This window comes from Rhizobium freirei PRF 81 (genome assembly GCF_000359745.1).
Lineage (GTDB): Bacteria > Pseudomonadota > Alphaproteobacteria > Rhizobiales > Rhizobiaceae > Rhizobium > Rhizobium freirei.
Genome location: NZ_AQHN01000077.1, coordinates 97,619 through 123,223 on the forward strand (window position 1 = coordinate 97,619; position 25,605 = coordinate 123,223).

A 25,605-nucleotide genomic window follows, 5' to 3' on the forward strand; every position below is an offset into this window, starting at 1 on the left:
TATTTGCTGCATTGCACAAAGAGAGTCTGTCTCTCGATGTCACTGGTTCCCCACTGGGGACAGTGCGCGGCTGCCGTGACGAAAGAAAAATACATGCGGCAGGCGTGGATAATCTGAAAGGTCCATGATGAATTTCAAAGTTCCGAGCCGGCTTCGCCGCCTGCTTCCCGAATCCGTCGAGCTGCCGCAGCTCAAGTTTCCGGTGACTCAGCCGCAATCGTCGCCTTCGCGTCGCCGCGTCTTCACGCGACCGGTCCCGCAGCGGTTGACCGAAGTTCTGTGGTTCGGTCGCAATCCTGGTGGCCTGCGCATGCTCGAATACGTACCGCCTGCCGTTAAAGGCCCGATGCCGCTCGTCGTCGTCCTGCATGGCTGTCATCAGAATGCCGAGGATTTCGATCGTGCCAGCGGTTGGTCCGCACTCGCCCGGCAGCATGGGTTTGCCGTGCTCTACGCCGAGCAGAAAGCAGCGAACAATCCCAATCTCTGCTTCAACTGGTTTCGCCCGAGCATGGTAACGCGCGATCGCGGCGAGCTCGGCTCCATCCGCGAGATGATCGATTTCAGCCGCCGGGTGCATGAGATCGACGACGGGAAGATTTTCGTAATGGGCCTTTCGGCCGGCGGCGCCATGGCCGCAGCACTGCTTGCCACTTATCCGGAGCTGTTTGCCGCAGGCGCCATCATCGGCGGCCTGCCTTTCGGTGCTGCCCGCGATGCCATGTCGGCCCTGGACGTCATGAAGCGCGGCTCCACGCGTTCGGCCGATAAATGGGGCGATCACATTCGCGAGGCCTCTCCCGACGCCGATCGCTTTCCCGTCGTTTCCATCTGGCATGGCGATGCCGATGAGGTCGTTTCCTTCGTCAATGCGGAGTCGTCCGTCGCACAATGGCTTACCGTGCGCGAACGTCCGCGCACCAAGGGGCGCCTGCGCCTCTTCGAAGGTGGCGAGCGGCGCGAATGGCGTGACGACTACGGCAATATGATCCTGGAACTGGTCACGCTGACCGGCTTCGGACATGGCCTGCCGGTCTGTCCGCTCGTCGAGGGCAGGGAGCCGGCAAACGATACCGAGCGCTTCATTTTGCCGGCGGCTGTTTCTGCACCCGAGCAGTTGGTCAAAGGCTGGGGTTTGGCGGTCTGAAGTCTCTTCGGGGACAATGTGCATCGGTCTTCGGTCGAAGAGCGATGCAGAAGAGCGGTTAGACTGCGTAGTAAAATACGGAACTGCTCCGCCCATCAATCATCATTGGTGGCATTCAGGTTTTCCGGCCGGATGCCGTCATTCTCAGCCCAATGCTTGAAACGGATACCGGCACCGCCGGTTCCGTCGCTGCCGCCGGCGAGGAAAAGCAAGCCGTGGGTTTCCAGAACGGAACGAACGGCAGCGAGGGCCTTGATGTCAGCGGAACTTCCGTCCCGCTCCAGTGCTTCGATGGCCGAAACCGGAAGCCCGGTTTCGGTGGCGAGCACTTCCACCGTCAGTCCGAGCATGGCGCGCGCGCCGCGCAATTGTGCTGATGTGATCATGGCTTAACTGTATCGCATAAGCTCGAGAATCGGAACTGGTTTCCGGTGAAAAACGCGTGGAAAGCTAACGCATGTCGCGCAAAAGTGTGCAGCGGTTTTGCGACAGCGACATGCGCAAAATCAAAGGCCTAAAGCGCAAGAAGCGAATCTGAAAGATCGCGATGCGCTTTAGAATGCAGCGACATTCTGCGGCCTGACCTTCTCCGGCATCTTCAAGGGGGCCGGCACCGGATAGCCGAGCATGTCGTAGTAGATCTTCTCCGTGGCGTCGGCCATGCCCGCAAGCGTATAGCCATCCTTGCGGCGGCGTGCCTCGGCCGTGAGGCTTGCAAGCAGCTTGGGATCGGCAAGGCGCGTCATTGCAAGGGCCAGCTCTTTCGGATCGTCGCTGTTCGGCACGATATAGCCGTTCTTGCCGTGCTCGAGCACCGTGCGCGCCCCGCCGACATCGGCAAGCAGCAGCGGCTTGCCGGCCGCTGCGGCTTCCAGCATCACATAGGACATCGCTTCGTAACGGCTCGGCATGACCACGACGTCGACCGCATCGATCGCGGTGACACCCGGCACGCTGCCGTCGATGCTTGCGCGATGCTCCAGGCCTGCTGTCTTGATCATGTCGGTGACGGTGCTCGCCAATTCGCCGATCCCGATCATCAGCAAATGCGCCTGCGGCAATTGCTGGGCAATGCGGGCAAAGGCGGCAACCAGCCGTTCCGGTGCCTTCTGCCGGGTCATTCGGCCGACGAATCCGAAGAGCAGGGCGTCCTGCGCTATGCCGTAGCGCTTGCGGATGGCAACGCCCTGGCTGATCGGCGGCGCGTTGACGCCATTGACGACGATACTGAGGCGCGCTTTGGAAATTCCGAGCGACAATGCGTGGTTATATTCATCCTGCGATACGCAGATCAGGCGGTCCGTCAGCCAGTTGCCAAGCAGGCGCTCGATGCCGCCATAGATCAGGCGGCCCTTTGAGCCCAGCGTCGGATCCATGGTGCGAAACGCATGCGGCGTATAGAGCACGGGGACGTGCTTTCCCGGCAAGCGCAGCCGCGTCAGGGCTCCGGCCTTCGAGCTATGACCGTGGATCAGATCGAACGGCCCTTGCTCGGTGGCGATCTTGCGGAGATATCTCCATGCAGTGATATCCCATGGGCCTGGCGCGCGTCGCATGCCGAGAGGGATGACCCTGTCGAGGCCGATGCCCTCCAGTTCCGAGACGAAGGCGGCTTCGGCGCGCACCGGCGAATAGACAGCCGTCACCGAATGGCCGCGATGCTGCATCGCCCGACACAGATCGAGGAAGTGCCGCCCAGAGCCGCCGCCGCTCGGTTCGAGGACCTGCAACATTGAAAGACGCTTGATGCTGGTGCGGATATTCAAGGTGCTGCTTCCCTTCCACTCAAGCTACGCTGATACTTTTGCTCGAGGGCGCCGCAGCCCCAGACGATGCCGATCAATATGTAGAAATGGCGCCAGTGGTCGGTATCGATGACGTTGCCGATGCCGACATGGCCGAAAATGCCGAGGCTGGCCGTGATCAGCGCCGCCACAACCCATGTGTTGAAGATCAGCTTCAGCCGTCTTTCGCTATCCTCGACGATGGCGGCGTAGAAGACGGAACTCAGGGCCAGAAAGGTGGAGACGGCGATATAGATCGGGCCGTCGAGATGGTCGCCGGCCTTGAGAGCACGCATTTGCGCGATCGAGAGCATGCCGCCGATGTTGAAGGCCAGAAAGAGGACCAGAAGCGGCGCGACGCCGCGGGATATCTTCAGACCGATAATGAACCAGATGCCGATGAGAAGGGCGAGCCACACCTCATAGGGGGCGGGTTCCGCAATGACGAAACCCGACAGGAATACCCCTATTGTGACACAGGCCGTCCCGATCAGCCGCATGGTGATGAGCTGCGGCTGGGCGACGCCCGAAGGTGGGAGCTCGATCGCGGTCAATAGGCGTTTTCCGTATTGAGTAGACTGAACGGCGTCTTGAACAGGATCTTCAGGTCGAACAGCAGCGACCAGTTCTCGATGTAGTAGAGATCGTAGGCCGTGCGGAACTTGATCTTGTCATCGCTGTCGATCTCTCCGCGCCAGCCGTTGATCTGCGCCCAGCCGGTCACGCCGGGCTTGACGCGATGGCGCGCGAAATAGCCCTCGACGACATCGGCATAGGTGCGGTTGTGGCTGGCGGCGAGTACGGCATGCGGGCGCGGGCCGACGAGCGAGAGACTGCCGAGCAGCACGTTGAAGAGCTGCGGCAATTCATCGATCGAGGTTCTGCGGATGAAGCGCCCAACTGGCGTGACGCGCGGGTCGTTCTTGGTGACGGCATTGCGTGCGGTCGGATCGCTCATATGCGTGTACATCGAGCGGAACTTGAAGACCTTGATGATCTCGTTGTTGAAGCCGTGGCGCTTCTGCATGAAGAAGATCGGCCCCTTCGAGGTCGCCTTCACGGCAATCGCCGCGCCGAGCATGATCGGCCAGAGCAGGGCGAGCGCGAACAGGCTGAAGAAAATGTCGAAGATGCGTTTGGCGACGCCGTCCCAATCGCGGATCGGCTTGTTGAAGATGTCGAGCATCGGCACGGCGCCGACATGCGAATAGGCGCGCGGCCGGAAACGCAGCTTGTTGGCATGGGCTGCCAGGCGAATGTCGACGGGTAGCACCCAGAGCATCTTCAGCAGCTGCAGGATGCGGTCCTCGGCGCTGCTCGGAAGCGAGATGATGAGCATGTCCACCCGCGCCAGCCGGGCAAACTCGACCAGCTCGGCGACCGTGCCGAGCTTCGGATAGCCTGCCACCATGACCGGCGAGCGCTTTTCGCCGCGATCGTCGAAGATGCCGCAAATGCGGATGTCGTTATCGGGCTGGTGCTCGAGAGCGCGGATCAGTTCCTTGGCCGGCTCGCCGCCGCCGACGATCACAGCGCGGCGTTCCATGAGCCCGTTGCGAGCCCAGTTGCGAATGCCATAGGCGAAAAGGAACCGTGCCAGGAGAATAAAGGCCGCGCCGGTCGCCAGCCAGGCGCCGAGGAGGGGTATCGAATAGATGCTGTTTATGTCGAATGGAAAGAGGGCGACGGCCATCACCGCGAAGGCGGCGGCCCATGGCCCGAGGATCCGATAGAGGTAGCGGTAGGGCGAGCGTAGTATCGGTATCTGATAGGCATCCGCCACCTGCAGAAATACGATGGCGAGGCCGCTCACCGCAATGGTCACCGCGGCTTTCGACAGGAATGGATGATCGCCCGGCGCCGTTCCGAAAAAGAGGAGCGTGAGCCCGAGAGCGAGCAACGACAGGAATTCGAACAGCCGATACTGTCCGATGATGATCGCCGGCGTCTGATTGGTTTCGCGAAATTGCTCGGCGATCTGCCGCGCATAGGCGTTGATTTCGCTGCTCGGACGGTTGTCCTGGGTCTCGTCGGTGCCGCGGGTGCGGATTTCCGAGACCTGCTTGCGAATATTGTCCAAGTTAAATTGCTCGGACTGTTCAGTAGTGTTCATGGCAATTTATCCGGTCGTTACCGGAAAATGCCTAGCAGATATCAGCTAAGAAACACTTACAACACCTGCTTGTATTCTAATGTTCGCCACGATGAGCAAGTATATTTTGGTACAGGTCCAAAGTATCCCGTGCCATGACCGGAGCAGAGAAGTTTCGCCGGATTGTCTCGATATTGGGCATGTTGCGGCGGCCCCACTCCTGATCCTTGATGGCTTCGGTCATCACGCGGGAGAGGTCGTCGGCATCGTCCGGTTTGGCAAGGGCTGCACTCTCTTCTCCAAGCGCTTCGGGGATGCCGCCGACGCGCGAAGCGATGACGGTCTTTCCGGCCGCCAGTGCCTCGAGAACGATGTAAGGCATGGCCTCCGCGCGCGAGGGAACAACGACGTTCTGGGACACGGCGAAAGCTTCTTGCACGCGCATGGCCGGCAACATGCCGATGCGGTGGCCGAGGCCGCGCTCGATCATCATCCTGTGATATTTGTCCCTGTCAGGCCCGTCGCCGATCATCAGCGCGGAAAGCGGCCTGCCGATCCGCCGTTCCGTTTTGGCGAAAGCGTCAACGAACAGATCGGGACCTTTGAGGTCTCTTAGCATGCCGATATAGACGAAATGCACGGAGTCCGATCGCGTAGGGATATCGCGGAAATCGCGTTCGCTGATACCGTTATAGATCAGCACCGAGCGCGTGCGCGGCTTGCCGACTTTCTTCTCGTAGGCGCGCCGTTCGAAATCGCAGATGAAGATCAGACCGTCGGTCAGAAATTCCAGCATACGCTCCATGCTGTGCACCAGCATGCCTTGCAGCGAGGTGCACGAGAAGTGCAGGCTACCGCCATGCGCAGTATAAAGGCGGGCTACGCGATACCTGTTCACCCGCAGGATCGAGCCGAGAACGCGCGCAAGCAGGCCGCCTTTGGCGCCATGCCCGTGCAGCACATCCGGCCGCAAACTCTTGATTTCCTTGTAGCCGTTCCAAAGCGTGGTGACATCGGACAGGCTGATTTGACGCCGGATCGGCAACCGGACTACGCCGAGTGCCAGATAAGGCGCAATGTCTTCGAACAGATGGTCCTCATGCTCTCCGCCGGTAAGGCTGTCGCAGAGGATACCGACTTCGTGCCCCGCTTTGGTCTGTTCCTCCGCCAGATCGCGGACATGGCGGAAGACCCCGCCGACGGGCGATCTGAAGCAGTGAAGGATGCGGAGCGGTTTTGCCATGGGCGGGCGCGGTCAGAACAACCGCTCTCTAACGTAGAGGGTGTCACCCGCGAGGACCGGATCGGAGATGCCGACACGACCCGTGATGACATGGCCGTTGATCTTGCGCGTGACGTCCGCGTTGGATTGATTGGCGCGGCTGCTGAAGCCGCCGGCAACCGCGATGGCATTCTGGACCGTCATGCCCGGCACGTAGGAATATTGGCCCGGCTGGCCGACTTCCCCCATGATGTAGACAGAACGGTAACGATCGACATCGATAGAGACGTCTGGATCGCGAATGTAACCCTGGCGCAGCTTCTGGGCGATCTGGCCGGAGAGTTGTTGCAAGGACCGGCCGCGGGCAGGGACCTGGCCGATCAGCGGAAAGGCAATATAGCCGGCCTGGTCGACAGTATAGGTGTTGCTGAGGCCGGGCTGATCGAACACCGTCACGCGCAACCGGTCGCCGCTGTCCAAAGTATAAGGCTGGATCGTGGCCTCGCTGAAGGCCTTCGGCGCAGGCTTATAGGTATTGCAGCCGGCAAGCGCGGCGCTCATGACTAGCATGCCGAGTGCAAGGGCTATCTTTGGCTTTGCGAAGGGCATTTCGCGCTCATTGGAAAGGAAGAAAACACAGCCGCCGTTATCGATCCGTTAGGGTTAACGGTCGGTAAAGAGCAAGAAAAATTCCCGCAAAAATTAGCAGTGCTAAAAATAATGCACGCGAAATACTATTAACGGTTGGGTTACCATAGTCGTTTACGATTATTCCTGGCTTTCTATTACGGAGTTTTTGCACATGTCCGGTGTCAACAGCACCCAGCAGGATGTGGACATCGATCTTGCGCAGCTCTTTCGCGCCGTATGGCGGCGGCGGCTGAGGGTCGTTGCCATCACCTTGGCAGGGGCCTGCCTGGCGTTCGTTGTCGCCAAGGTGATTTCGCCGGAATACCGCAGCGAAACCCGTATCCTGATCGAGCCGCGTGCGCCGGCCTTTGCAACCACGACCAGCAATGATGCCGGCTCCGCCCCGCTGCTGGACGAGCTTAATATTGCCAGCCAGGTTCAGATCCTGCAGTCGGCGGACCTGATCAAGCAGGTCATTACCAATCTCAAGCTCTACGAGCGCCCGGAATTCGATGCCGCCAACAACAGGTCCGCGCTTTCCGATATTCTCGTCAAGCTGCATCTGAAACGTGCTGCCGGCGACAAGGCACCGGAAGAGCGGATGCTGGATGCCTTCACCGGCCGGCTGCAGGTCTACCAGATCAACACTTCGCGCGTGATCGGCGTAAGCTTCAGTTCCCGCGATCCATCCTTGGCCGCAAGCGTGCCGAATGCGATCGCGCAGGTCTATCTGTCCATGCAGAGCGGCGCCAAGCTGGATTCCAACAGCGAGGCGACGCGCTGGCTGGAGCCGGAAATCACCAAACTGCGCGAAAAAGTCAGCGAGGCCGAAAAGAAGGTTGCAGATTATCGCACTGCCAATGGTCTGCTTCAGACCAGTCAGAACAACAATTTCGCCACCCAGCAGCTCGCCGATATCTCCACGCAGCTCGCACAGGTTCGCGGCGACAAGGCCAGTGCCGAAGCGCGCGCTCAGGCAGTGCGCAACGCGCTCTCCAGTGGCCGCTCCACCGACACCCTCTCCGACGTTTCCGGGTCGCAGACCGTTCAGCGGTTGAAGGCGACGGAATCCAACCTGGAATCGCAGATTTCGGACCTGTCCACGACCCTGATGGACGGCCATCCGCGCCTGAAGAGCCTGCGCGCCCAGCTTGCCGATATCCGCCAGCAGATCAACCGCGAGACCCAGAGGATACTTGCCAGCATCGGCAATGAGGCCAAGGTAGCGCAGCTACGCGAACAGCAGCTGCTGGCGCAGTCGAATACGCTGAAGGCCGCGAGCGCCAAGGCAGGGGAGGACGAAGTCGGCCTCAATGCGCTTGAACGCGAAGCCGCAGCCCAGCGGCAATTGCTCGAGACCTATCTTGCCCGCTATCGTGAAGCGGCATCTCGTGTGGATAAGAATTCAAGCCCGGCCGATGCCCGCGTCGTTTCGACAGCGGTGGAGCCGGTCGATCCGGCTTTCCCGAAGGTTGGCCCGATCGTCGTCGTCGCAACCCTCGCAACCTTCCTTCTGACCTCCATCGTGATCATGCTTGCGGAATTGTTCAGCGGCCGCGCCTTGCGACCTGTAGGGTCGGGCGGTCGTCAGGAAAAAAACGAAGCCAAGGTTGCGCTTCATGATCAGCCCGACACCCCGGCAGAGGCTGTCACCGTCAAGCGCGCCAATGCGCCCGCCAGCATGCTTTCAGTCCCCGCCGCCGAAACCTTGGCGCCGGAGTTGGAAGCGCCTGTTGATCCCGCGCACAAGCCGAAGGAAACAGTCAGGAAATCGGAGGAGGAAGAGGATTTCTCCATCCAGTCCGTCGCCGATTACCTGATCGACAGCGGCTCTCGGTTGGCAATCGCCATATCACCGAGCGGTGATGATGGCTCCACCGCGACCGTCATGCTCGCAAGGACGATTGCGGATGCGGGAAATCGCATCGTGCTGGTCGATATGACGGGAACCGGTTGCCCCTCCAGGCTCATGGCGGAGCATCACGAACTTCCCGGCGTCACCGATCTACTTTGCAGCGAAGCGGCCTTTGCCGATACGATCCATCCGGACCGGCTTTCGGATGCTCATCTCGTGCCGCAGGGTATGAGCGACCTCGGCCGGGCGATGCGCGGAGCAGACCGCCTCTCCCTGATCCTCGACGCTCTCGGCTCGGCCTATGACATCGTTCTGGTGGAATGCGGCGCAGCGGACGTGTCCGGAGTGGCACGGCTGACCCGGAGCAAGGAAACGGAAATCATTCTGTCGATGCCGCAGCCCGACGAGAAGCAGTTCATCTCGGCGATGACGGGATTCCAGAAGGCTGGCTACGAGCACATCATCCTGATGTCCGGCTGGCGCGAGGAGCATGATCCGGATACGCGCCGCGACGCCGCCTGATCAATCTTTTTCGCTTTCGTCCGCCGGAGCCGGGCCGGCGCTCCGTCGAGCCCGCAGCCTTTGCAGAAAGGCATAGAGCTGCCGGTTGCCCTTGATGGCCGTTTTGGCGCGCGTGACGCTGCGCTGTATCGCCGCCGCCGCATAGCCGGCGGTGGAGATGGGTAGGAGCAGATCATGTTGCGTGGTTTCCACCGGGCACCACGAGCGCTTGTAGGTCTGATCGCCGATCCCGAAATCGAAGAGGCCGGCACCTTCACGATGCAGCCGTTCTATCATCAGCCAGAACAGCAGTTCGCCGGGGCTGGCCTCCGCCACCAGCGACTCGTCGATCGAAGCAAACTGGCAGATCACATGATCGCCTTTGCGCGATAGGGCGGCGATGGCAGCCATATGGCCCTCATGCTCGCCCTTGAGCCTGAGCGCGTGCATCTGCAGCGTGGCGTCGAAGCCATCCTTTGCCTGGCGAAGCAGCAACCGGTGCAGCACCGTCTGCGTAGGATCGTCGGCAAAGACGTCGGGCAAGCCGGCTTCCTTGAAGCGAACCGCCTTCTGGCGGAAAAACATGTCCAGCAAAGCATCCTGCTGATCGGGGGCGGCAATCACATGCTCATATCCGCCCTTGGCATCGAGGATACGGCTCTGGTGCTTGAACTTCTTGCGCCGCCGCTTGGCGTTCACCTGTTTCAGGCTGGCTTCGAAACTGCCGAGGAAAGGCAGCTGAAAGGCGTGGTTCTGGTTCTCCACGGCCGACAGCGAGGTGAGAGGGCTTCTGCGGCCGCGCCATTCGAGCGGCACATTGCGCAGGATGGCCAGATCAGCCTTGCCACGTAAGGCTGCCGCCACGGCCGCCATCTGTATCGATGTCAACGCGCCGCTTGCCAGAAACTCGGGGGAGAAAAGGCCGGTATTGATGTTGCTATGGCGTGCGCCAATGAATTCGGCCCGCTTGACGCCACGGCTGCGGATGATCTCCAGCGGCAGGATAAAGGCGGTCCGACCGGCGAGAGAGCCGCGAATGATGGCGAGCGGACGACGGAGGGTCTCTACCCAGGGCACACACCAGTCATAGCTCTGATGCAGAGAAGCAAGATCGTCTTGTTCCAGCGCGCGCCATTCGGCCTCGAGCGGCGCCATGCTGTCGAAGATTTCAATCCGCAGATCGCCGCGCAGCATCGGCCGCGTTGGCGTATCCCGCTTGTCTGTTGCCGGAGCAACGGCGGTGACGACGATATCTTGCTCCTGCGTCTGCATTCGATCCTTCCCGCATCGGCGGCGTTCGAATGCAGTGTCGAGGGTAGCGACTTATCTTTGGCTTAAGATGGCGCGATCTGCCCGCATATCCCGTGGATCAGGGTTAGCGTTGCGTAAACGGCCGGAATACGCTCGTTAGTGAGGACGCGGCCCCGCCATCCATTTGATGATGCCCATGGCGGGCAGCACCCAAATCGTGCCGCTGAGGAGGAAGTAGAGGAATTGGACCCAGCCGGGCTGATCTCCGAGCGTGCGCACGGCAACGATCATGGCGACGATTGCGTAGATTGCAACCAGCAGCACAAGCAGGATCATGCCGATGAATTTGCGCAGGCGAAGGGGCACGGGATGGTTTCTCCTCTTACAACGACATGCCGCGACGGCATGCCGCAAACTCCCGGGACTTGTTTTGCACGCCCCTATCGGGCAAATCAACAGCCTGATCGAAGGGAGACGTCATGGCTGCCACTAATTTCACCTCGGAACAGGCTATTTTGAAGGAAGTCGGCCGTCAGGATCGCAATCGCCGCGCCATCCGCCTTTGGCTCGCCTGTGTCCTGCTGGTTCTCTTCGGCCTCGTGCTGGTAGGCGGTGCGACGCGGCTCACCAATTCGGGCCTGTCGATCACGCAATGGCAGCCGATCCACGGCGTCATCCCGCCGCTGAATGCGCAGGAATGGCAGGACGAGTTCGAGCTCTACAAGCGCATCCCGCAGTTTCAGATCCTGAACAAGGAGATGACGGTCGATGAGTTCAAGGGCATTTTCTGGTGGGAGTGGGCGCATCGGCTGCTCGCGCGCGCCATCGGCGTGATCTTCGGCGTGCCTCTGTTGTTCTTCGTGCTGACCGGCCGGGTCGAGCGTAAGCTCTGGCTGCCGCTTGCCGGCATCTTCCTGCTCGGTGGTCTTCAGGGCGCCATCGGCTGGTGGATGGTCTCCTCGGGCCTCGAAGCGCGCACCGATGTCAGCCAGTATCGTCTCGCGACCCATCTCGTGACGGCCTGTCTGATCTTTGCCGCCTGCATGTGGTTCATGCGCGCGCTGTCTCCGCATTCGAACGAGCCGCCCCCGACACGCTATTCGGCAAAGCTTGCCGGTCTCATCGCCATCATGGCTCTGTTCCAGATCTATCTCGGCGCCCTGGTCGCCGGTCTCGATGCCGGCATGAGCTACAATACCTGGCCGCTCATGGATGGTGCCATCGTCCCCGATGGATTGCTCGTACAGTCACCGGGCTGGATCAATTTCTTCGAGAATCCGAAGACGGTACAGTTCGTCCATCGTCTCGGCGCCTACGCGCTCTTTGTCGTTGTCGCTTTCAACATGATTGTCTCACTACGCGCCGCGCCACAGACGACACATGCGCGCCGCTCGGTCGTCCTGTTCCTGCTTGTGCTGATCCAGGCGATACTCGGCATCACCACGCTGCTGCTGCAGGTGCCGCTACATCTGGCATTGGCGCATCAGGCGGGTGCTCTGATCGTCTTTGGTTTCGCGATCGCCAATTGGCGGGGCTTTTATGGCGAATTGCCGCGCCAGACGTCGATCGTCGTGGGAAATTGAGGCGCATCGCGCCTCAACTCAATCCGTCCTAGCGCGCCGAGGCGACACTTGCCGCCGACGACATCCGCGACACGACTTTCAAATGCTTGATTTCGCCGCGCTTGAAGGCAGCCAGAAAGCGGCTGTAATCCTTGAAGACCACGCAGCCATTCGATTCCGCACGGCCGCCTCTGAGCATGTAGGTATGAGCCAGCAAGCCGTCGCGGCCATAGACGCGTCCGCCGCCTGTGGGCGTCAGGCGCAGCGCCTGCACACCATGGAACAGGCTTTCCCTATATGTCAGCTTATAAGTCTCAGGCGGCGTCGGGCCGGTGTTCTTGCGGTCGACATAGCGGGGATTGTCACGCATGTGGCCGAGGCCGGAATGGGCTTCGAGACGCTCGCCGCTTGGCAGATAGACCGTCTTCGCTTCGATATCGTAGATCGCCGTACCGCTGCCCGGGCTGATGGCGGCAAAGGGATTGATGAAAGGCTTGGCCTTGCGCACGGAGCTTTCATCCGGGTCGGCATAGGCGAGGAGACGTGCCGGCGGCTGTGCAGGCGTATCCTTGACGGTTGCCCTGGCGATGGCGGCTGAAGCGGGGGTGTTCACACGCCGCAGTTCCGGCTCGCGGTCAGGGCGGGCCAACGGCACCACGCTGAGTACGGCTTCCGTCATCGCGATGTCGGCATCCTTGGCCGGCAGCGGTGTTGCCTCGGCAATAGCCGGCAGTCCTGCAGGAGTCGCCGCGGCCACTGCGACCGGCAGCAGATCGGCCTTCGCCGGACCCGCCGCGGGTATGGATGCGGCGGCATACTTCACTTGTGCCAGCGACTGTACCGCGGCGGCGAAGTTGACGGCGATCACCTTGCGCAGATGATCCAGGGTTTCCGGCGAGGCGGCTGCGACTTCGATGCGGCCACTCTTGATGCTTGCCGCTGCGCTTTGCTCCAGCTTGATCTGCGACGCCTGCTGCACCAGAGCGTTTGCCAATTGCGAACGAATGGCGTCTTTGCTGGCGGTTTTCGTCTGAACATTATCCCCGGCGGGCGTAGAGGCTGCCCAATTTACCGAGGCGCTTGCGGGCACTCCGGCGAAGCGGCTTTGCCCGTTCAGCGATGCGGCCTGGCTGGAAAGACGGGCAGGGTGGGCCATATGGCCCTGCGGCACGATGAAAGCCGATGCGCGCGGCGTCAGGAAGTCGTTCGCCGTCGTATTGGCGCCGGGCAGGGACAGCACCATCGACTGGGTGGTGATCAGCGTTGCCGCAACCCAGGTCAAAGCCATAACGGCGACGCCGGTGGCCAAAGTGCCGGGACTTATGCTGAAGGATTTTTTCCGTCGCGAGGCGTAGCCGGAACGCGAAATGAAGTTACCGAAGTCTTCGGTGACAAACGCCATGATACTCGTTATCCAAACTACACAGACACTATGCCGGCTCACAGATGCACACGCGTCTTGACGCGGAATCCGCGTCCGACCACCACATTGCCGACTGTCTGGAAGCATGCCGAATTATGGTAACCAATTCCTTTACACTGGCTCATTCTTGGATATTCATTGAAAAAAGAGATAGGTTTAACGCCCAATTCATCCCGGCCCGCGAAGCCGTAAAAGAACGAATTCGGCCGACAATAGGCCGCATCGCGTCACAGGGATCAATTCTTCGTGTAGTGGCTGCTAATTTAGCTGGAAGGCAAAATTGTGGCCGCAGACGCACGAGTGCCTAAATTGGCGAGGGACGTTAGCCCGATAAAAAGCCCGGCCAATCTATCCCCAAAGAGGAGATGATCGACCGGGCTTTCAGATTCTCAGGTTATGCTCTGCGCCTCAGGCGCCCAGCATCAGATCCATGTTCTGCACGGCGGCGCCCGATGCGCCCTTTCCAAGATTGTCCAGCAGCGCGGCCAGATTGACTTGGGCAGCGCCCGGCGTGCCGAAGACGAAGAGCTTCATCGTATCCCTGCCGGCGAGCTCGACGGCGTTGATGCGCGGCAGCGCCCGGCTCTCCTCGAGGGAGACGACCTGGACGATATCCTGGCCGGCATAATGCTCGACGAGTGCGGCGTGGATGCTCTCCAGCGTCGCGCCTTCCGCCAGGTCGCCGAGATACAGCGGCACCTGCACGATCATGCCCTGCGGGAACCGGCCGACGGATGGCGAGAAGATCGGCGCGCGATCAAGCAGACCATGCGTCGTCATCTCGGGCACATGCTTATGGGTCAGCGTCAGACCGTAGAGGAAATGTGGCGCGCTGATGGCGTCCGGGTGATCGGCATTCTCCATCTGCGCGATCATCTGCTTGCCGCCGCCCGTGTAACCGGACACGGCGTTGACCGTCACAGGATAGCCAGCCGGAAGGATGCCGGCGGCGCGTAGCGGCCGGATGAGGCCGATCGCACCCGTCGGATAGCAGCCAGGATTGGCGACGAAGCGCGAAGTCTTGATACGGCCGCCCTGATCCTTGTCCATCTCGGCAAAACCATAGGCCCAGTCGGGATGGATGCGGAAGGCCGTCGATGTGTCGATGACGCGGACATTGTTGTTGGCGGCCACCATCTTCACCGCTTCCTTCGACGCATCGTCGGGCAGGCAGAGAATGGCGATATCGGCGCTGTTCAGCATGTCCTCGCGCATCGCGGCATTGCGGCGCTCGGCTTCCGGAATGGACAGGAGTTCGACGTCGCGGCGGTCGGCCATGCGCGTGCGGATCTGCAAGCCCGTGGTTCCGTGTTCGCCATCGATGAAGATCTTCGGTGCCATGTTATTCCTGCTCTTTCAATAGGTTCAGAGTGTTTCCGGACTCAGTTTGCCATGGAGTTGATTCAATATGATAACAGCCGGACTTAGCGCCCGGCCGCACGCCTTTCGGCATGCAGACCGAGCATATACATCGCCACCGTTGCCCCCGCAATGGCGGTGATGTCGGCATGGTCATAGGCCGGCGACACTTCGACGACATCGGCGCCCCTGACATCGAGCTGATGCAGCCGCTGCAGGGCAGAGAGGATCTTCGCACTGGAGGGGCCGCCGGCAACCGGCGTTCCCGTACCCGGCGCGTAGGCCGGGTCGAGGCAGTCGATGTCGAAGGTGAGGTAGGCCGGAGCCCCCTTGGTGTGCGAAATGATCGTCGAGGCAATGTCGGCGGCGCTCATGTCCTCGACCTGGTGGCCATAGAGAATATGGATGCCGAAATCGTCAGGCGCATGCGTGCGGATGCCGATCTGGATAGAGCGATCCGGGTCGATCAGGCCGTCGCGCACGGCGCGGGCAACGAAGGAGCCATGGTCGATGCGCTTGCCGTCGTCGAACCAGGTATCTTGATGGGCGTCGAACTGCACGAGCGCCAGCGGACCATGCTTGGCGGCATGGGCCTTCAGGAGCGGCCAGGTGATGAAATGATCGCCGCCGAGCGTCAGCATGAAGGCGCCGCTGTCGAGGATGGTCGTTGCCTGCCGTTCGATCGCGGCCGGGGTGTCCTGATGGTTTCCGTAGTCGAGCAAACAGTCGCCATAGTCGATGACGGCCATCTCGGCGAACAGGTCGCGGTTGAAGGGATATTGCGGATCGTTGTCGAAGATAGCCGAGGCGCGGCGGATCGCCTGCGGCCCGAAGCGCGTTCCCGGCCGGTTTGACGTCGCTGCATCGAATGGAATGCCCCAGACGACGGCGTCGACGCCTTCAAGCGACTTGGTGAAGCGGCGGCGCATGAAGGAGAGCGCGCCGGCAAAGGTCGGATCGCTGGCGGCCGAGGTCAGACTGGTGGCAGTAAAGGCGTGATCAATCGATGTGCTCGGCAAGGGCATCTCCTTTGCCTGCATGAAAATCATAGGCCCGTTCTACGCGTCCTATGCGAACCTTGTATTCCTCGTACCAGCGCTCGCGCCCGAGCTTCTGCGCCGCCAGATGCGACACCACATTCTTCCAGGCAAGAATGCTTTGTTCGTCCCGCCAGAAGGAATTGGTGATGCCGAAGCCATCCGGCCCCCTTGCCCCCTCAAGCCCGAGACAGCCGTCCTGTGCGAGCGCCAGAGCCTCCATCCGTTCGCCCATGGCACCGTAGCCGTTGTCGCCTTCGGTTCGGATGGAAGCGAATGTGACGATGTAATAGGGCGGCTCGGGAGTAGCCGCGAAACGCGATGATATGCCGTTGCTCATGATGTCTCTCCGGATGCCGTCAAATTTCGGGATTTGGCCGGAATCGCAACCCAATTGATCCAGTAACTATTTGCCTGATCGAGCCGTGCATTGATACGGCTTTTTCACGCAGGCGATCTGCGGCGTCGAACATATGGCAGAACCATCGGTCACGCGGCAGTAGGAGCAACTGTCGGTGAATTCGCGGCAATCCGGGTTCGCCTGAAGAAAGTCCTTCATGCTCTGCATGTCGGCTGCTTTGTCGGCGGGTGGTGGCTGTCCCGTGTCGTCGCACAGGGCAGGCGAGACGCTGGCAACCGTCAGCAAAAGCGTCAGAATGAGTCTGATCATTGCAATCCCCCGATGTTTGCGGCGCGACTCTGCCACAAAACATTGTGGCGCGCCTGGTGGATCTACATCATGTCGCCATTGCCAAAAGAAAAAGGCCGGGGAAACCCCGGCCTTTCCAAAAATCCGATCTCGGATAAGCGATTAACGCTTGGAGAACTGGAACGAACGACGTGCCTTTGCGCGGCCGTACTTCTTGCGTTCGACGACGCGGCTGTCGCGGGTCAGGAAGCCGCCCTTCTTCAGGACCGAGCGCAGGCCCGGTTCGAAGTAGGTGAGCGCCTTGGACAGGCCGTGGCGAACGGCACCGGCCTGGCCGGAGAGGCCGCCGCCGGCGACGGTTGCGATGATGTCGAACTGGCCGTCACGGGCAGCAGCGACGATCGGCTGACGCAGGATCATCTGCAGAACCGGACGGGCGAAGTAAGCCGTGTAGTCCTTGCCGTTGACGATGATCTTGCCGGAGCCGGCCTTGACCCATACGCGGGCAACGGCATCCTTGCGCTTGCCGGTCGCGTAGGAGCGGCCGAACGAGTCGACCTTGCGGACGTGAACCGGAGCAGCAGCTGCTTCAGACGTGCCGAGGTCCTTCAGGGAAGAGAGGTCAGCCATTATCAGGCGCTCCTTACGTTCTTCTTGTTCAGCTTGGCGACGTCGAGGACGACCGGCTGCTGAGCTTCATGGGGATGGTTGGAGCCGGCGTAGACGCGCAGGTTCTTCATCTGGCGACGGCCGAGCGGGCCGCGGGGAACCATGCGTTCGACAGCCTTTTCAACGACGCGCTCCGGGAAGCGGCCTTCGATGATCTGGCGAGCCGTACGCTCCTTGATGCCGCCGGCATAACCGGTGTGCCAGTAATAAACCTTGTCTTCGTACTTCTTGCCGGTGAAGACGACCTTGTCGGCATTGATGACGATGACGTTGTCGCCGTCGTCGACGTGCGGCGTGAAGGTAGCTTTATGCTTGCCGCGCAGACGCATTGCGATGATAGAAGCGAGACGGCCAACGACAAGCCCTTCGGCGTCGATGAGAACCCACTTCTTCTCCACCTCTGCAGGCTTCTGGGAGAAGGTTGCCATGTTGCATACTCTCTTTTGAGACCCTTGGCCCGAAGGCATCAGGGCGTTTCTTGTTGCTTGATTTAGCGTGCGCGATGCGCGCCAAAAAGAAAGCAGCCCGGAAAGGCTGCAATCTGCGGCGGCTTATAAAGCGAATGCGGAGCTGGGTCAAGGCAGGCGAATTGTATGCCCGTAAAAATTTGCAAACGAAATCAATAGTTTACTTATATGGTATTTTTATACCACACATTTCTCCCATTATCCTAGCCGCAAAACGAGGACGCCAGCGGCAATAATCGCGCCGGCAATGTAGCGCCATATGCTCGACCGCTCCTTCAGAAAGGCGACGGATATGACCAGTGCAAGGAGGATCGACGTCTCGCGCAGCGCCGCAACCATGGCGACCGGTGCCTTGGTCATCGCCCACAAGGCAACGCCATAGGAGGCGATCGAGCCGCCGCCGCCGATCAGCCCGCGCCACCAGTTATAGCGGATGTGGGCGGCCACGGCATTGACGCCGCGTTGCGAGACTGCCCACGCAAACAAGAGGACCGGCGGCAGGAGCGACATCCATAGAGTATAGGATATGGAGTTGCCCGAGATTCGCGCGCCGATGCCGTCGACATAGGTATAGGTCGCGATGACGATGGCATTGGCAAGCGCCAGCAGGATCGCCCGCCGGCCACCCTTTCTTGCCTCGAAGGCAAGCGTCAAGATGCCGGCGCAGATGGTCATCGTGCCGATCAATGCTCCGCCCGAGAGCGTCTCCTTGAGAATGAAGCTGCTGGTGGAGACAATGATCAGCGGCGCTACGCCGCGCATCAGCGGATAGACGAGGCCGATGTCGCCGGCGCGATATGCGGCGGCGACGAGCTGGAAATAAGCGAACTGCAGGATCGCCGAAGCGCCGATGAACGGCCAGGCGGCGGATGCCGGCAATGGCAGGAGCGGTAAAAGGGGGAGGGCGGCAGCGGCGCCACCTGCCGAGACCAGCGCGGCATCGAGGGATTTGTCGGTTCCGGCCTTGATGATCGCATTCCATGTCGCGTGCAGTAGGGCGCCGAAAAGCACAAGCGCGATAACGTCGAGAGACACGAAAACCTCGGAAATCAGGTAGGGGAGCACAAAAGCTTGGCATTTTGTGGGAGTCTGGCTCCCATATGATCCTCAATGCATCAAAAAGCAACGAGAATGCTGCATGCGTCTTTACTTCGCGCCGCTATTTCGCGCCGCAAATCGCAACAGGAATGTTCTCTATGTGTTCTATCAAAGGGTTGTATCTATCATAAATTACTAATTTATTGTGGTATGAATCGCGAACAAACGTCGCATGCTATGTGAACGCATGGGTAGAACTGGCGCTTTCATTCAAGGTCGTCGCCGCTCCACGCTGTTGCAAAGGTGTTATTCGATCATGTAGGATATAATGGTTGAAATTGCGGCGGTTTTCTCCCGCTTTAATTGAATTGCGCCTCAGTATAGCGCAAAAATTTTCAAATAATGTAAACTATTACAGGCGATGATTGTCGTTGTCAGCGTGCAGATCACATGAAAAGTATGATTATTTCAGGCATAAAACTGAGATCTAGGTGATTCGTCTGGTATTTGATTGAGCAAAGTGCAAAACTATATCCAGAGAATATCTATAGGGGCGCATATATTCTTTGTTCGCCGTCGGTTCTCGTTCCGCTTATCTTATTCATTAGGTGTTTCTAATTGTATGGTGAATGAATAGCGAACAAAGATCGTATTTCACGGGAACATGTCTGGCGGTGTCCGGAAAGCCTGTGAAAGCGCTTTGAAAGACACTTTCAATTGAAGCGCATTGCAACCCCTGCATGAATGTTGCTCGCCATTCCAGGGATAATCAGCGGTCGTGTCGGCGGCATGGTTGCAAGCGGCGACAAAACATAGCTCATCGTGATCGCCGGCGCAAAAGCAACAGATCGTCCTCAAGGTCGCTTGTCGGCCGGCATATGTAAACGGGGCAGGCGGCCCGGTCCTTCGTCGGCAGATAGTCCTGATCGGCATAATAGCCGACATCGCACGCGTTGCTGTCTGCTACGTAGCGGTCATAAAGCGTCATCTTGGATGTTCTCTTGGCCGGATAGCGCATGATGACCGCCCGCTCCCGGTTGATGGTCGCCCTGGCTTCCGCGCAGGTCATCGACATGGAGTTATAGCGTGAAATCGCCAGCGCCGGCGTGGAGGCAGAAGCGATCAGCAGGCCCAGGAGAATGATCTTTTTCATCGGGTTAATCCTCCCTGAAATTGTTATAATGTAATATATACGTGGAAACTGCGGCTGCGGTTTCCATTTTTGCGGTAAAACGCAAGTTTGATCGCCTAGGGAGGCTTCGTGATGAACCACGATAGTTATGACGATTCTTATATCGCCGATATCCTTCTATCCGTCAGGACCATCGCGCTCGTCGGCGCGTCGCCCAACCCCGCGCGGCCGAGCAATGGCGTCATGGCCTATCTGCTGAACAGGGGCTACCGCGTCATCCCCGTCAACCCCGGGCAAGCCGGCAAGGAAATCCTCGGGCAATGGGTCTATGCGCATCTGGCCGATATTCCCGAGCCTGTGGATATGGTCGATGTTTTCCGGGCGCCGGAATATCTGAGGTCGGTGGTCGAGGAGACCATCATGATCGATCCCCGGCCGCCGGTGATCTGGGGGCAGCTCGGCGTACGCGACGATGCGGCCGCGGCAAGAGCGGAAGCCGCAGGCGTCAGGGTCGTCATGGACCGCTGTCCGGCCATCGAGTATCCGCGCCTGGTCGCCTGATCCGAAGCAGCTATTTATCGCGCGATCTTGCTGAAAAATGGCAAGTTTTTCCTGCAAGTTGAGAAGCGCGGCAAAGTTCGCGGTTAACTTTCGTATCGCGGCCGTTATGATCCCGTCCCATCGCAAAAGAGAATCTGGCGGGAGGGAATATCATGCCAACGAACAATCCGGGTTTCGACACACTCGCAATCCATGCAGGCGCGCAGCCGGACCCGGCGACAGGGGCCCGCGCGACGCCGATCTACCAGACGACCTCCTTCGTTTTTCAGGATGCCGATCACGCCGCCGCTCTGTTCGGCTTGCAGCAATTCGGCAATATCTATACCCGCATCATGAACCCGACCCAGGCCGTGCTCGAAGAGCGCGTGGCGGCCCTTGAAGGCGGAACGGCGGCGCTTGCCGTCGCCTCGGGCCACGCTGCCCAGCTGCTCGTCTTCCACACCATCATGCGGCCAGGCGACAATTTCGTCGCTGCCAAGCGGCTGTACGGCGGCTCGGTCAATCAGTTCGGCCAGTCCTTCAAGAATTTCGATTGGCGTGTTCGCTGGGCCGATCCGGCCGATCCCGCCACCTTCGAGGCGCAGATCGATGAGCGCACTCGCGGCATCTTCATCGAAAGCCTGGCCAATCCCGGCGGTACTTTCGTCGACATCGCGGCGATCGCCGCCGTTGCCCACAAGCATGGCCTGCCGCTGATCGTCGACAATACGATGGCAAGCCCCTACCTCATCCGCCCGCTGGAACACGGCGCCGATATCGTCGTGCATTCGCTGACGAAATTCCTCGGTGGTCACGGCAACTCCATGGGCGGCATCATCGTCGATGGCGGCACATTCGATTGGTCTGCATCGGGCAGTTATCCTATGCTCTCCGCACCGCGGCCGGAATATAACGGCGTCGTGCTGCATTCGACCTTCGGCAATTTCGCCTTCGCCATCGCGTGCCGCGTTCTCGGCCTGCGCGATCTTGGCCCGGCAATCTCGCCGTTCAACGCCTTCCTGATCCTGACCGGCATCGAGACCTTGCCGCTGCGCATGCAGCGTCATTCCGACAATGCGCTCGCCGTCGCGCGCTGGCTGAAGGGGCAGGACAAGGTTGCCTGGGTCAATTATGCCGGCCTTGAGGATGATCCAAACCATGCGCTGCAGCAGCGCTATTCGCCGAACGGGGCAGGCTCGGTCTTCACCTTCGGGCTCAAGGGCGGCTATCAGGCCGGCAAGGGGCTGGTGGAGGGGCTGGAGCTCTTCTCACACCTCGCCAACATCGGCGACACCCGCTCGCTGGTCATCCATCCTGCATCGACGACGCACAAACAGCTCACCGACGAACAGAAGGTCGCAGCCGGTGCCGGTCCCGATGTCGTGCGTCTGTCGATCGGCATCGAGGCCGTCAAGGACATCATCGCCGATCTCGATCAGTCGCTGGCGAAGATCTAGAGCGTTTCTGCTTTTCCTTGAATCGCGGAGACGCTCTATCTTCCTGTTTTCTTACGCATTCCAGACGGAAAGCCGCTCCGCACTTTTCCTGGAAATGCTCTAAAGGCTGGATCGGAAAAGGCTGAAAAAGCCGGAGGCTATCTTTGATGGCCCGGCATTTCGTGCTTCTGTCGCCCCGCGGTCGCAAGAAGAGCGGCTGCGGGGCGATCGTTTGTCGGCCGAAGCGCAATCGACGGGAGGCATTTATGGCAACCTATCTGCAACTGGATCTCGATGGCGTCGAGCCGGAGAGCGGTGCGCCCGCCGCGGACCGGCTTGTCTCGGGTGCACCGAGCTTCCGCACCTGGAGCCTGGACGAGGCCGATGGCGGCCTTTATGCCGGCATATGGGAGGCGACGCCGGGGAAGTGGAGGATCGTCTATGACGAGTGGGAATACTTCAATATCCTCTCGGGCTATTCCGTCGTGACGGCAGACGACGGGGAGACCCTCCATTTGCGCGCCGGCGACCGGATGATCTTGAAGCCGGGCTTCAAGGGGACTTGGGAAGTCGTTGAAACGACTCGCAAGGACTATGTGATCCGTCTCTGACGACCTTGTTGAATCAAAACATGAAGTTTGCGCTCGCCCGCTGCCTGAAGCGGCCCATTTCATGCAGTTCCGCAATGGTCGCGATGATTGCCATAGGTTGTGTCACTGCCGCTTCATTAAACTGTCATCAAACTGAAACAATGCGGCATTAGAGCCATCATTGTCGCCAGGAGATTGATGGTGGGGAGGTCATTTACCATGGGGACCTCGCGCCGATCTTCTGCTCGCCATCCTTTCATTCACTTGAGGAAGTGAGTCTACTATGCTTAACCTGAAAATCCGTTCCCTTTGCCTGACCGCCGGCTTGGTCGTCGCCATGGCTGCTTCGGCTTCGGCTGCCGACATCACGGGCGCCGGCTCGAGCTTCATCGCGCCGGTTCTGTCCAAGTGGGCCGAAGGCTATAAGGCTGCGACGAAGAACGTCGTCAACTACCAGTCGGTCGGTTCAGGCGCCGGCATCAAGCAGCTCCTCGACAAGACCATCGTATTCGGCGCTTCGGACAAGCCGATGAGCGACGCTGACCTCGAGAAGAACGGCATTGCCCAGTTCCCGATGATCTCCGGCGGTATCGTCGTTTCCTATAACATTGCCGGCGTAAAGCCGGGCGAACTCGTTCTCGACGGCAAGACGCTGTCCGACATCTTCCTCGGCAAGATCACCAAGTGGGACGATGCCGCCATCAAGGCTCTCAACGCCGACGTGAAGCTGCCTTCCGCGCCGATCTCCGTCGTCTATCGCGCCGACAGCTCGGGCACGACCTTCAACTTCACCGATTACCTGGCGAAGGTTTCGCCGGAGTGGAAGGAAAAGGTTGGTTCGAACACGGCTGTTGAATGGCCGGTCGGCTTCGGCGCCAAGGGTTCCGAAGGCGTTTCCACCACCGTCAACCAGACGGCTGGTTCGATCTCCTACGTTGAATATTCCTACGTCGTCGCCAACCACATCGGTTTCGCGAAGATGAAGAATGCTGCCGGCAAGGTTATCGAGCCGAGCCTCGACACGTTCAAGGCTGCCGCTTCCAACGCCGATTGGGCCAATGCCAAGAACTTCAACCTGATCATCACCAATCAGCCGGGCGAAAAGAGCTGGCCGATTGCAGCTTCGACCTGGGTTCTGCTCTACAAGAAGCCGGCCGATCCTGCTCTGAACGAAGAGGCGCTGAAGTTCTTCAAGTGGTCCTACGAGCACGGTCAGAAGGACGCGAGCGCCCTGTCGTATCTCGCGATCCCGGACAATGTCGCCGAGGTTGTCGAGAAGTCCTGGAAGAAGGACTTTGGCACGAAGTAATTTGTGCTGTGAGAAGTTGCGGCGGGCAGGGTATAACCCTGTCCGCCTTTCGTGACAGGACAAGGGGAAATCGATGGCTGACGCGACTCAGACGGCTGGCTTCCAGGTGATGGATACCACCGCCGCGACCAGAAAATTCCGGACGCAGGATCGGATTTTCTATTTCTTGACGCTTGGCTCGGCTACTCTTGTCGTGCTTCTGCTGCTGGCAATCCTTGCGGTTCTTGTCATTGATGCCTTGCCGACCTTCCAGGCCTTCGGGCTTTCGTTCCTCTGGGGCACGAAGTGGAGCGCTCCCGCCGATATCTATGGTGCAGTGCCTGCTGTAGTCGGTACGCTGGTGAGCTCGATCATCGCCATGCTGATTGCCATTCCCCTGGGCATCGGCATCGCCATCTTCCTCACGGAGCTTTGCCCCGGCAGCCTGCGACGCCCGATCAGCACGGCCATCGAGCTTCTGGCTGGCGTTCCCTCCATTATCTACGGCATCGTCGGTCTCTTCATTCTCGTGCCGCTGATGCAGAATTATATCCTGCCCTTCCTCGTCATGACGATCGGCCAGGTGCCGGTGATCGGCCTGCTGTTCCAGCCGCCGGCGCCGGGTGTCGGCCTGTTGACGGCAAGCCTCGTGCTGGCCGTCATGATCCTGCCGTTCATCACCGCCATCTCCCGCGACGTGTTCAGTACCGTGCCTCCGATGCTGCGTGAATCCGCTTACGGCATGGGCATGACCACATGGGAAGTGGCTCGTCACATCCTGATCCCCTATACCCGTCGGGGCCTCGTCGGCGGCATCATGCTCGGCCTCGGCCGTGCGCTTGGCGAAACCATGGCCGTCACCTTCGTTGTCGGCTCGGTGAGCCGTCTGCAATCGTCGATCATCTCGCCGTCCACCACCATTTCCGCCCAGATCGCTAACAACTTCGGCGATGCTGATGGTCTGCAATTGTCGAGCCTGATTGCGCTCGGTCTGCTCCTGTTCGTCCTCTCCTTCTGCGTGCTTGCGCTCGCAAGGTGGATGATCGGTCGCGGCGACTCGCTCTGAGGAGCAAAACGATGGAAAATGCAATTCGTCAGAACCTCGTCTCGAGGCGCTATGGGAAGAACCGGGTGATGATGGCCTTGTGCTTTCTCGCGGCTATCCTCGGCATATTCTTTCTCAGCGTGATCCTTGTGAGCCTGGTTTATCGTGGTGTATCGGCGCTCAGCCTCGACGTCTTCACCATGTCGATCCCGGCCCAGGGTTCGCGTGGTGGATTGATCAACGCAATCTACGGTACCGTGCTGGTCACGGGCTGCGCCATCCTGATCGCCGCGCCGATCGGCATTCTCGCCGGCACCTATTTGGTGGAATATGCCAACGGCACGAAGCTCGCCGAGTTTGCCAAGTTCATCAACGACATCCTGTTGTCCGCACCCTCGATCATCGTCGGCGTATTCATCTACGGCGCCGTGGTCGTTCCCATGCACGGCAACTCCGCCATCGCCGGCATCCTCGCGCTGGCGTTGATCGCCCTCCCGGTCGTCAACCGCACGACCCAGGACATGCTGCTGCTGGTGCCAAATGCGCTTCGCGAGGCGACCGCCGCGCTCGGTGCGCCGCGCTGGAAGTCCATGATGATGGTGATCTACCGTTCCGCCTGGACGGGCATCCTCACCGGCATCCTGCTGGCTGTCGCCCGTATCAGCGGCGAAACAGCGCCGCTTCTCTTCACGGCCGGCTATAGCAAATTCATGAATGCGGGCCTGACCGGTCCGATCGCCACGCTGCCGGTGGCCATCAACACACTCGCCGCCGATCCTGGCGAGGATCTCAAACAATTGGCCTGGGCCGGCGCGCTGATCATCACCGTTGCCATCCTCGTCCTCAACGTCCTTGCCCGTGTCTTGAGTGGGCGCCGCCAGTGACGCA

At 60.0% G+C, this 25,605-nt stretch carries 25 protein-coding genes and 1 pseudogene; 9 read left to right on the forward strand and 17 right to left on the reverse strand.

Going from position 1 to position 25,605, the window contains the following annotated elements:
- Positions 1-124 precede the first annotated feature (124 nt).
- A complete protein-coding gene (locus RHSP_RS20995; protein WP_240535478.1) occupies positions 125-1,147 on the forward strand; it encodes an extracellular catalytic domain type 1 short-chain-length polyhydroxyalkanoate depolymerase in 1,023 nt (340 codons plus the stop codon).
- A gap of 95 nt (positions 1,148-1,242) precedes the next feature.
- Here RHSP_RS20995 and RHSP_RS21000 read toward each other — a convergent pair whose 3' ends face one another.
- From RHSP_RS21000 to RHSP_RS21025, 6 genes and pseudogenes are all read right to left on the reverse strand, one after another.
- On the reverse strand, positions 1,243-1,533 hold the full coding sequence (locus RHSP_RS21000; RefSeq protein ID WP_037153505.1) for a helix-turn-helix domain-containing protein: 291 nt from the start codon (positions 1,531-1,533) through the stop codon (positions 1,243-1,245).
- A gap of 168 nt (positions 1,534-1,701) precedes the next feature.
- Positions 1,702-2,880 carry a glycosyltransferase gene (locus RHSP_RS21005; RefSeq protein ID WP_004122345.1) on the reverse strand — a complete coding sequence of 393 codons (1,179 nt, stop codon included), beginning with the start codon at positions 2,878-2,880 and terminating at the stop codon, positions 1,702-1,704.
- Positions 2,881-3,041: 161 nt separating this feature from the next.
- Positions 3,042-3,485 (reverse strand): annotated as a pseudogene (locus tag RHSP_RS21010) (hypothetical protein); the annotation flags it as partial.
- A complete protein-coding gene (locus tag RHSP_RS21015) occupies positions 3,482-5,044 on the reverse strand; it encodes an undecaprenyl-phosphate glucose phosphotransferase (protein WP_004122349.1) in 1,563 nt (520 codons plus the stop codon). The gene RHSP_RS21015 and the pseudogene RHSP_RS21010, both read right to left, overlap by 4 nt.
- A gap of 76 nt (positions 5,045-5,120) precedes the next feature.
- The gene (locus RHSP_RS21020) at positions 5,121-6,266 is read right to left on the reverse strand and encodes a glycosyltransferase family 4 protein (protein ID WP_004122351.1); all 1,146 of its coding nucleotides are present in this window, start codon (positions 6,264-6,266) and stop codon (positions 5,121-5,123) included.
- 12 nt (positions 6,267-6,278) lie between these two features.
- A complete protein-coding gene (locus tag RHSP_RS21025; RefSeq protein WP_004122353.1) occupies positions 6,279-6,854 on the reverse strand; it encodes a polysaccharide biosynthesis/export family protein in 576 nt (191 codons plus the stop codon).
- Between the two features lie 193 nt (positions 6,855-7,047).
- On the opposite strand from RHSP_RS21025, the gene RHSP_RS21030 reads away from it, so the two are divergent.
- On the forward strand, positions 7,048-9,252 hold the full coding sequence (locus tag RHSP_RS21030; RefSeq protein ID WP_037153509.1) for a GumC family protein: 2,205 nt from the start codon (positions 7,048-7,050) through the stop codon (positions 9,250-9,252).
- Here RHSP_RS21030 and RHSP_RS21035 read toward each other — a convergent pair whose 3' ends face one another.
- Both RHSP_RS21035 and RHSP_RS21040 read right to left on the reverse strand, forming a co-directional pair.
- Positions 9,253-10,503, reverse strand: coding sequence for a GNAT family N-acetyltransferase (locus tag RHSP_RS21035; RefSeq protein ID WP_004122356.1), 1,251 nt, complete (start codon positions 10,501-10,503; stop codon positions 9,253-9,255).
- 135 nt (positions 10,504-10,638) lie between these two features.
- Entirely contained in the window at positions 10,639-10,848 is a 210-nt protein-coding gene (locus RHSP_RS21040) for a DUF2842 domain-containing protein (RefSeq protein ID WP_037153510.1), read from the reverse strand.
- Positions 10,849-10,961: 113 nt separating this feature from the next.
- Between RHSP_RS21040 and RHSP_RS21045 the strand changes: the two genes are divergently transcribed.
- Positions 10,962-12,065, forward strand: coding sequence for a COX15/CtaA family protein (locus RHSP_RS21045; protein ID WP_004122358.1), 1,104 nt, complete (start codon positions 10,962-10,964; stop codon positions 12,063-12,065).
- A 28-nt stretch (positions 12,066-12,093) separates the two neighbouring features.
- Here the strand turns inward: RHSP_RS21045 and RHSP_RS21050 are convergent, their stop codons facing one another.
- The 9 genes from RHSP_RS21050 to RHSP_RS21090 form a co-directional block, all read right to left on the reverse strand.
- On the reverse strand, positions 12,094-13,446 hold the full coding sequence (locus RHSP_RS21050; RefSeq protein WP_037153517.1) for a DUF2778 domain-containing protein: 1,353 nt from the start codon (positions 13,444-13,446) through the stop codon (positions 12,094-12,096).
- A 429-nt stretch (positions 13,447-13,875) separates the two neighbouring features.
- Complete coding sequence (gene argC, locus RHSP_RS21055) at positions 13,876-14,808, reverse strand: N-acetyl-gamma-glutamyl-phosphate reductase (RefSeq protein ID WP_004122362.1); 933 nt, start codon at positions 14,806-14,808, stop codon at positions 13,876-13,878.
- A gap of 83 nt (positions 14,809-14,891) precedes the next feature.
- Positions 14,892-15,845, reverse strand: coding sequence for an agmatinase (speB, locus tag RHSP_RS21060; protein ID WP_004122364.1), 954 nt, complete (start codon positions 15,843-15,845; stop codon positions 14,892-14,894).
- Positions 15,826-16,203 carry an antibiotic biosynthesis monooxygenase family protein gene (locus RHSP_RS21065; RefSeq protein ID WP_004122366.1) on the reverse strand — a complete coding sequence of 126 codons (378 nt, stop codon included), beginning with the start codon at positions 16,201-16,203 and terminating at the stop codon, positions 15,826-15,828. Before RHSP_RS21065 ends, speB begins: the two co-directional genes overlap by 20 nt.
- 66 nt (positions 16,204-16,269) lie before the next feature.
- Positions 16,270-16,533 (reverse strand): hypothetical protein, encoded by a 264-nt coding sequence (locus RHSP_RS21070; RefSeq protein WP_004122369.1) that lies wholly within the window; start codon positions 16,531-16,533, stop codon positions 16,270-16,272.
- Between the two features lie 141 nt (positions 16,534-16,674).
- Complete coding sequence (gene rpsI, locus RHSP_RS21075; RefSeq protein WP_004122371.1) at positions 16,675-17,142, reverse strand: 30S ribosomal protein S9; 468 nt, start codon at positions 17,140-17,142, stop codon at positions 16,675-16,677.
- Between the two features lie 2 nt (positions 17,143-17,144).
- The gene (gene rplM / locus RHSP_RS21080; protein WP_004122374.1) at positions 17,145-17,609 is read right to left on the reverse strand and encodes a 50S ribosomal protein L13; all 465 of its coding nucleotides are present in this window, start codon (positions 17,607-17,609) and stop codon (positions 17,145-17,147) included.
- Between the two features lie 237 nt (positions 17,610-17,846).
- Positions 17,847-18,683: an EamA family transporter gene (locus RHSP_RS21085; RefSeq protein ID WP_037153632.1), complete on the reverse strand. Its 837-nt coding sequence runs from the start codon at positions 18,681-18,683 to the stop codon at positions 17,847-17,849.
- An 820-nt stretch (positions 18,684-19,503) separates the two neighbouring features.
- Positions 19,504-19,839: a hypothetical protein gene (locus tag RHSP_RS21090; RefSeq protein ID WP_004122380.1), complete on the reverse strand. Its 336-nt coding sequence runs from the start codon at positions 19,837-19,839 to the stop codon at positions 19,504-19,506.
- Positions 19,840-19,950: 111 nt separating this feature from the next.
- On the opposite strand from RHSP_RS21090, the gene RHSP_RS21095 reads away from it, so the two are divergent.
- From RHSP_RS21095 to pstA, 6 genes are all read left to right on the forward strand, one after another.
- A complete protein-coding gene (locus RHSP_RS21095; RefSeq protein ID WP_004122381.1) occupies positions 19,951-20,379 on the forward strand; it encodes a CoA-binding protein in 429 nt (142 codons plus the stop codon).
- Positions 20,380-20,531: 152 nt separating this feature from the next.
- On the forward strand, positions 20,532-21,815 hold the full coding sequence (locus RHSP_RS21100) for an O-acetylhomoserine aminocarboxypropyltransferase (protein ID WP_037153519.1): 1,284 nt from the start codon (positions 20,532-20,534) through the stop codon (positions 21,813-21,815).
- 245 nt (positions 21,816-22,060) lie between these two features.
- A complete protein-coding gene (locus tag RHSP_RS21105; RefSeq protein ID WP_004122388.1) occupies positions 22,061-22,405 on the forward strand; it encodes a cupin domain-containing protein in 345 nt (114 codons plus the stop codon).
- A 262-nt stretch (positions 22,406-22,667) separates the two neighbouring features.
- Positions 22,668-23,693 (forward strand): phosphate ABC transporter substrate-binding protein PstS, encoded by a 1,026-nt coding sequence (gene pstS / locus RHSP_RS21110; RefSeq protein ID WP_004122389.1) that lies wholly within the window; start codon positions 22,668-22,670, stop codon positions 23,691-23,693.
- A gap of 73 nt (positions 23,694-23,766) precedes the next feature.
- Positions 23,767-24,738 (forward strand): phosphate ABC transporter permease subunit PstC, encoded by a 972-nt coding sequence (pstC, locus tag RHSP_RS21115; RefSeq protein ID WP_037153522.1) that lies wholly within the window; start codon positions 23,767-23,769, stop codon positions 24,736-24,738.
- Positions 24,739-24,749: 11 nt separating this feature from the next.
- Positions 24,750-25,601 (forward strand): phosphate ABC transporter permease PstA, encoded by an 852-nt coding sequence (gene pstA, locus RHSP_RS21120; RefSeq protein WP_051074120.1) that lies wholly within the window; start codon positions 24,750-24,752, stop codon positions 25,599-25,601.
- The last annotated feature ends 4 nt before the right edge of the window (positions 25,602-25,605 follow it).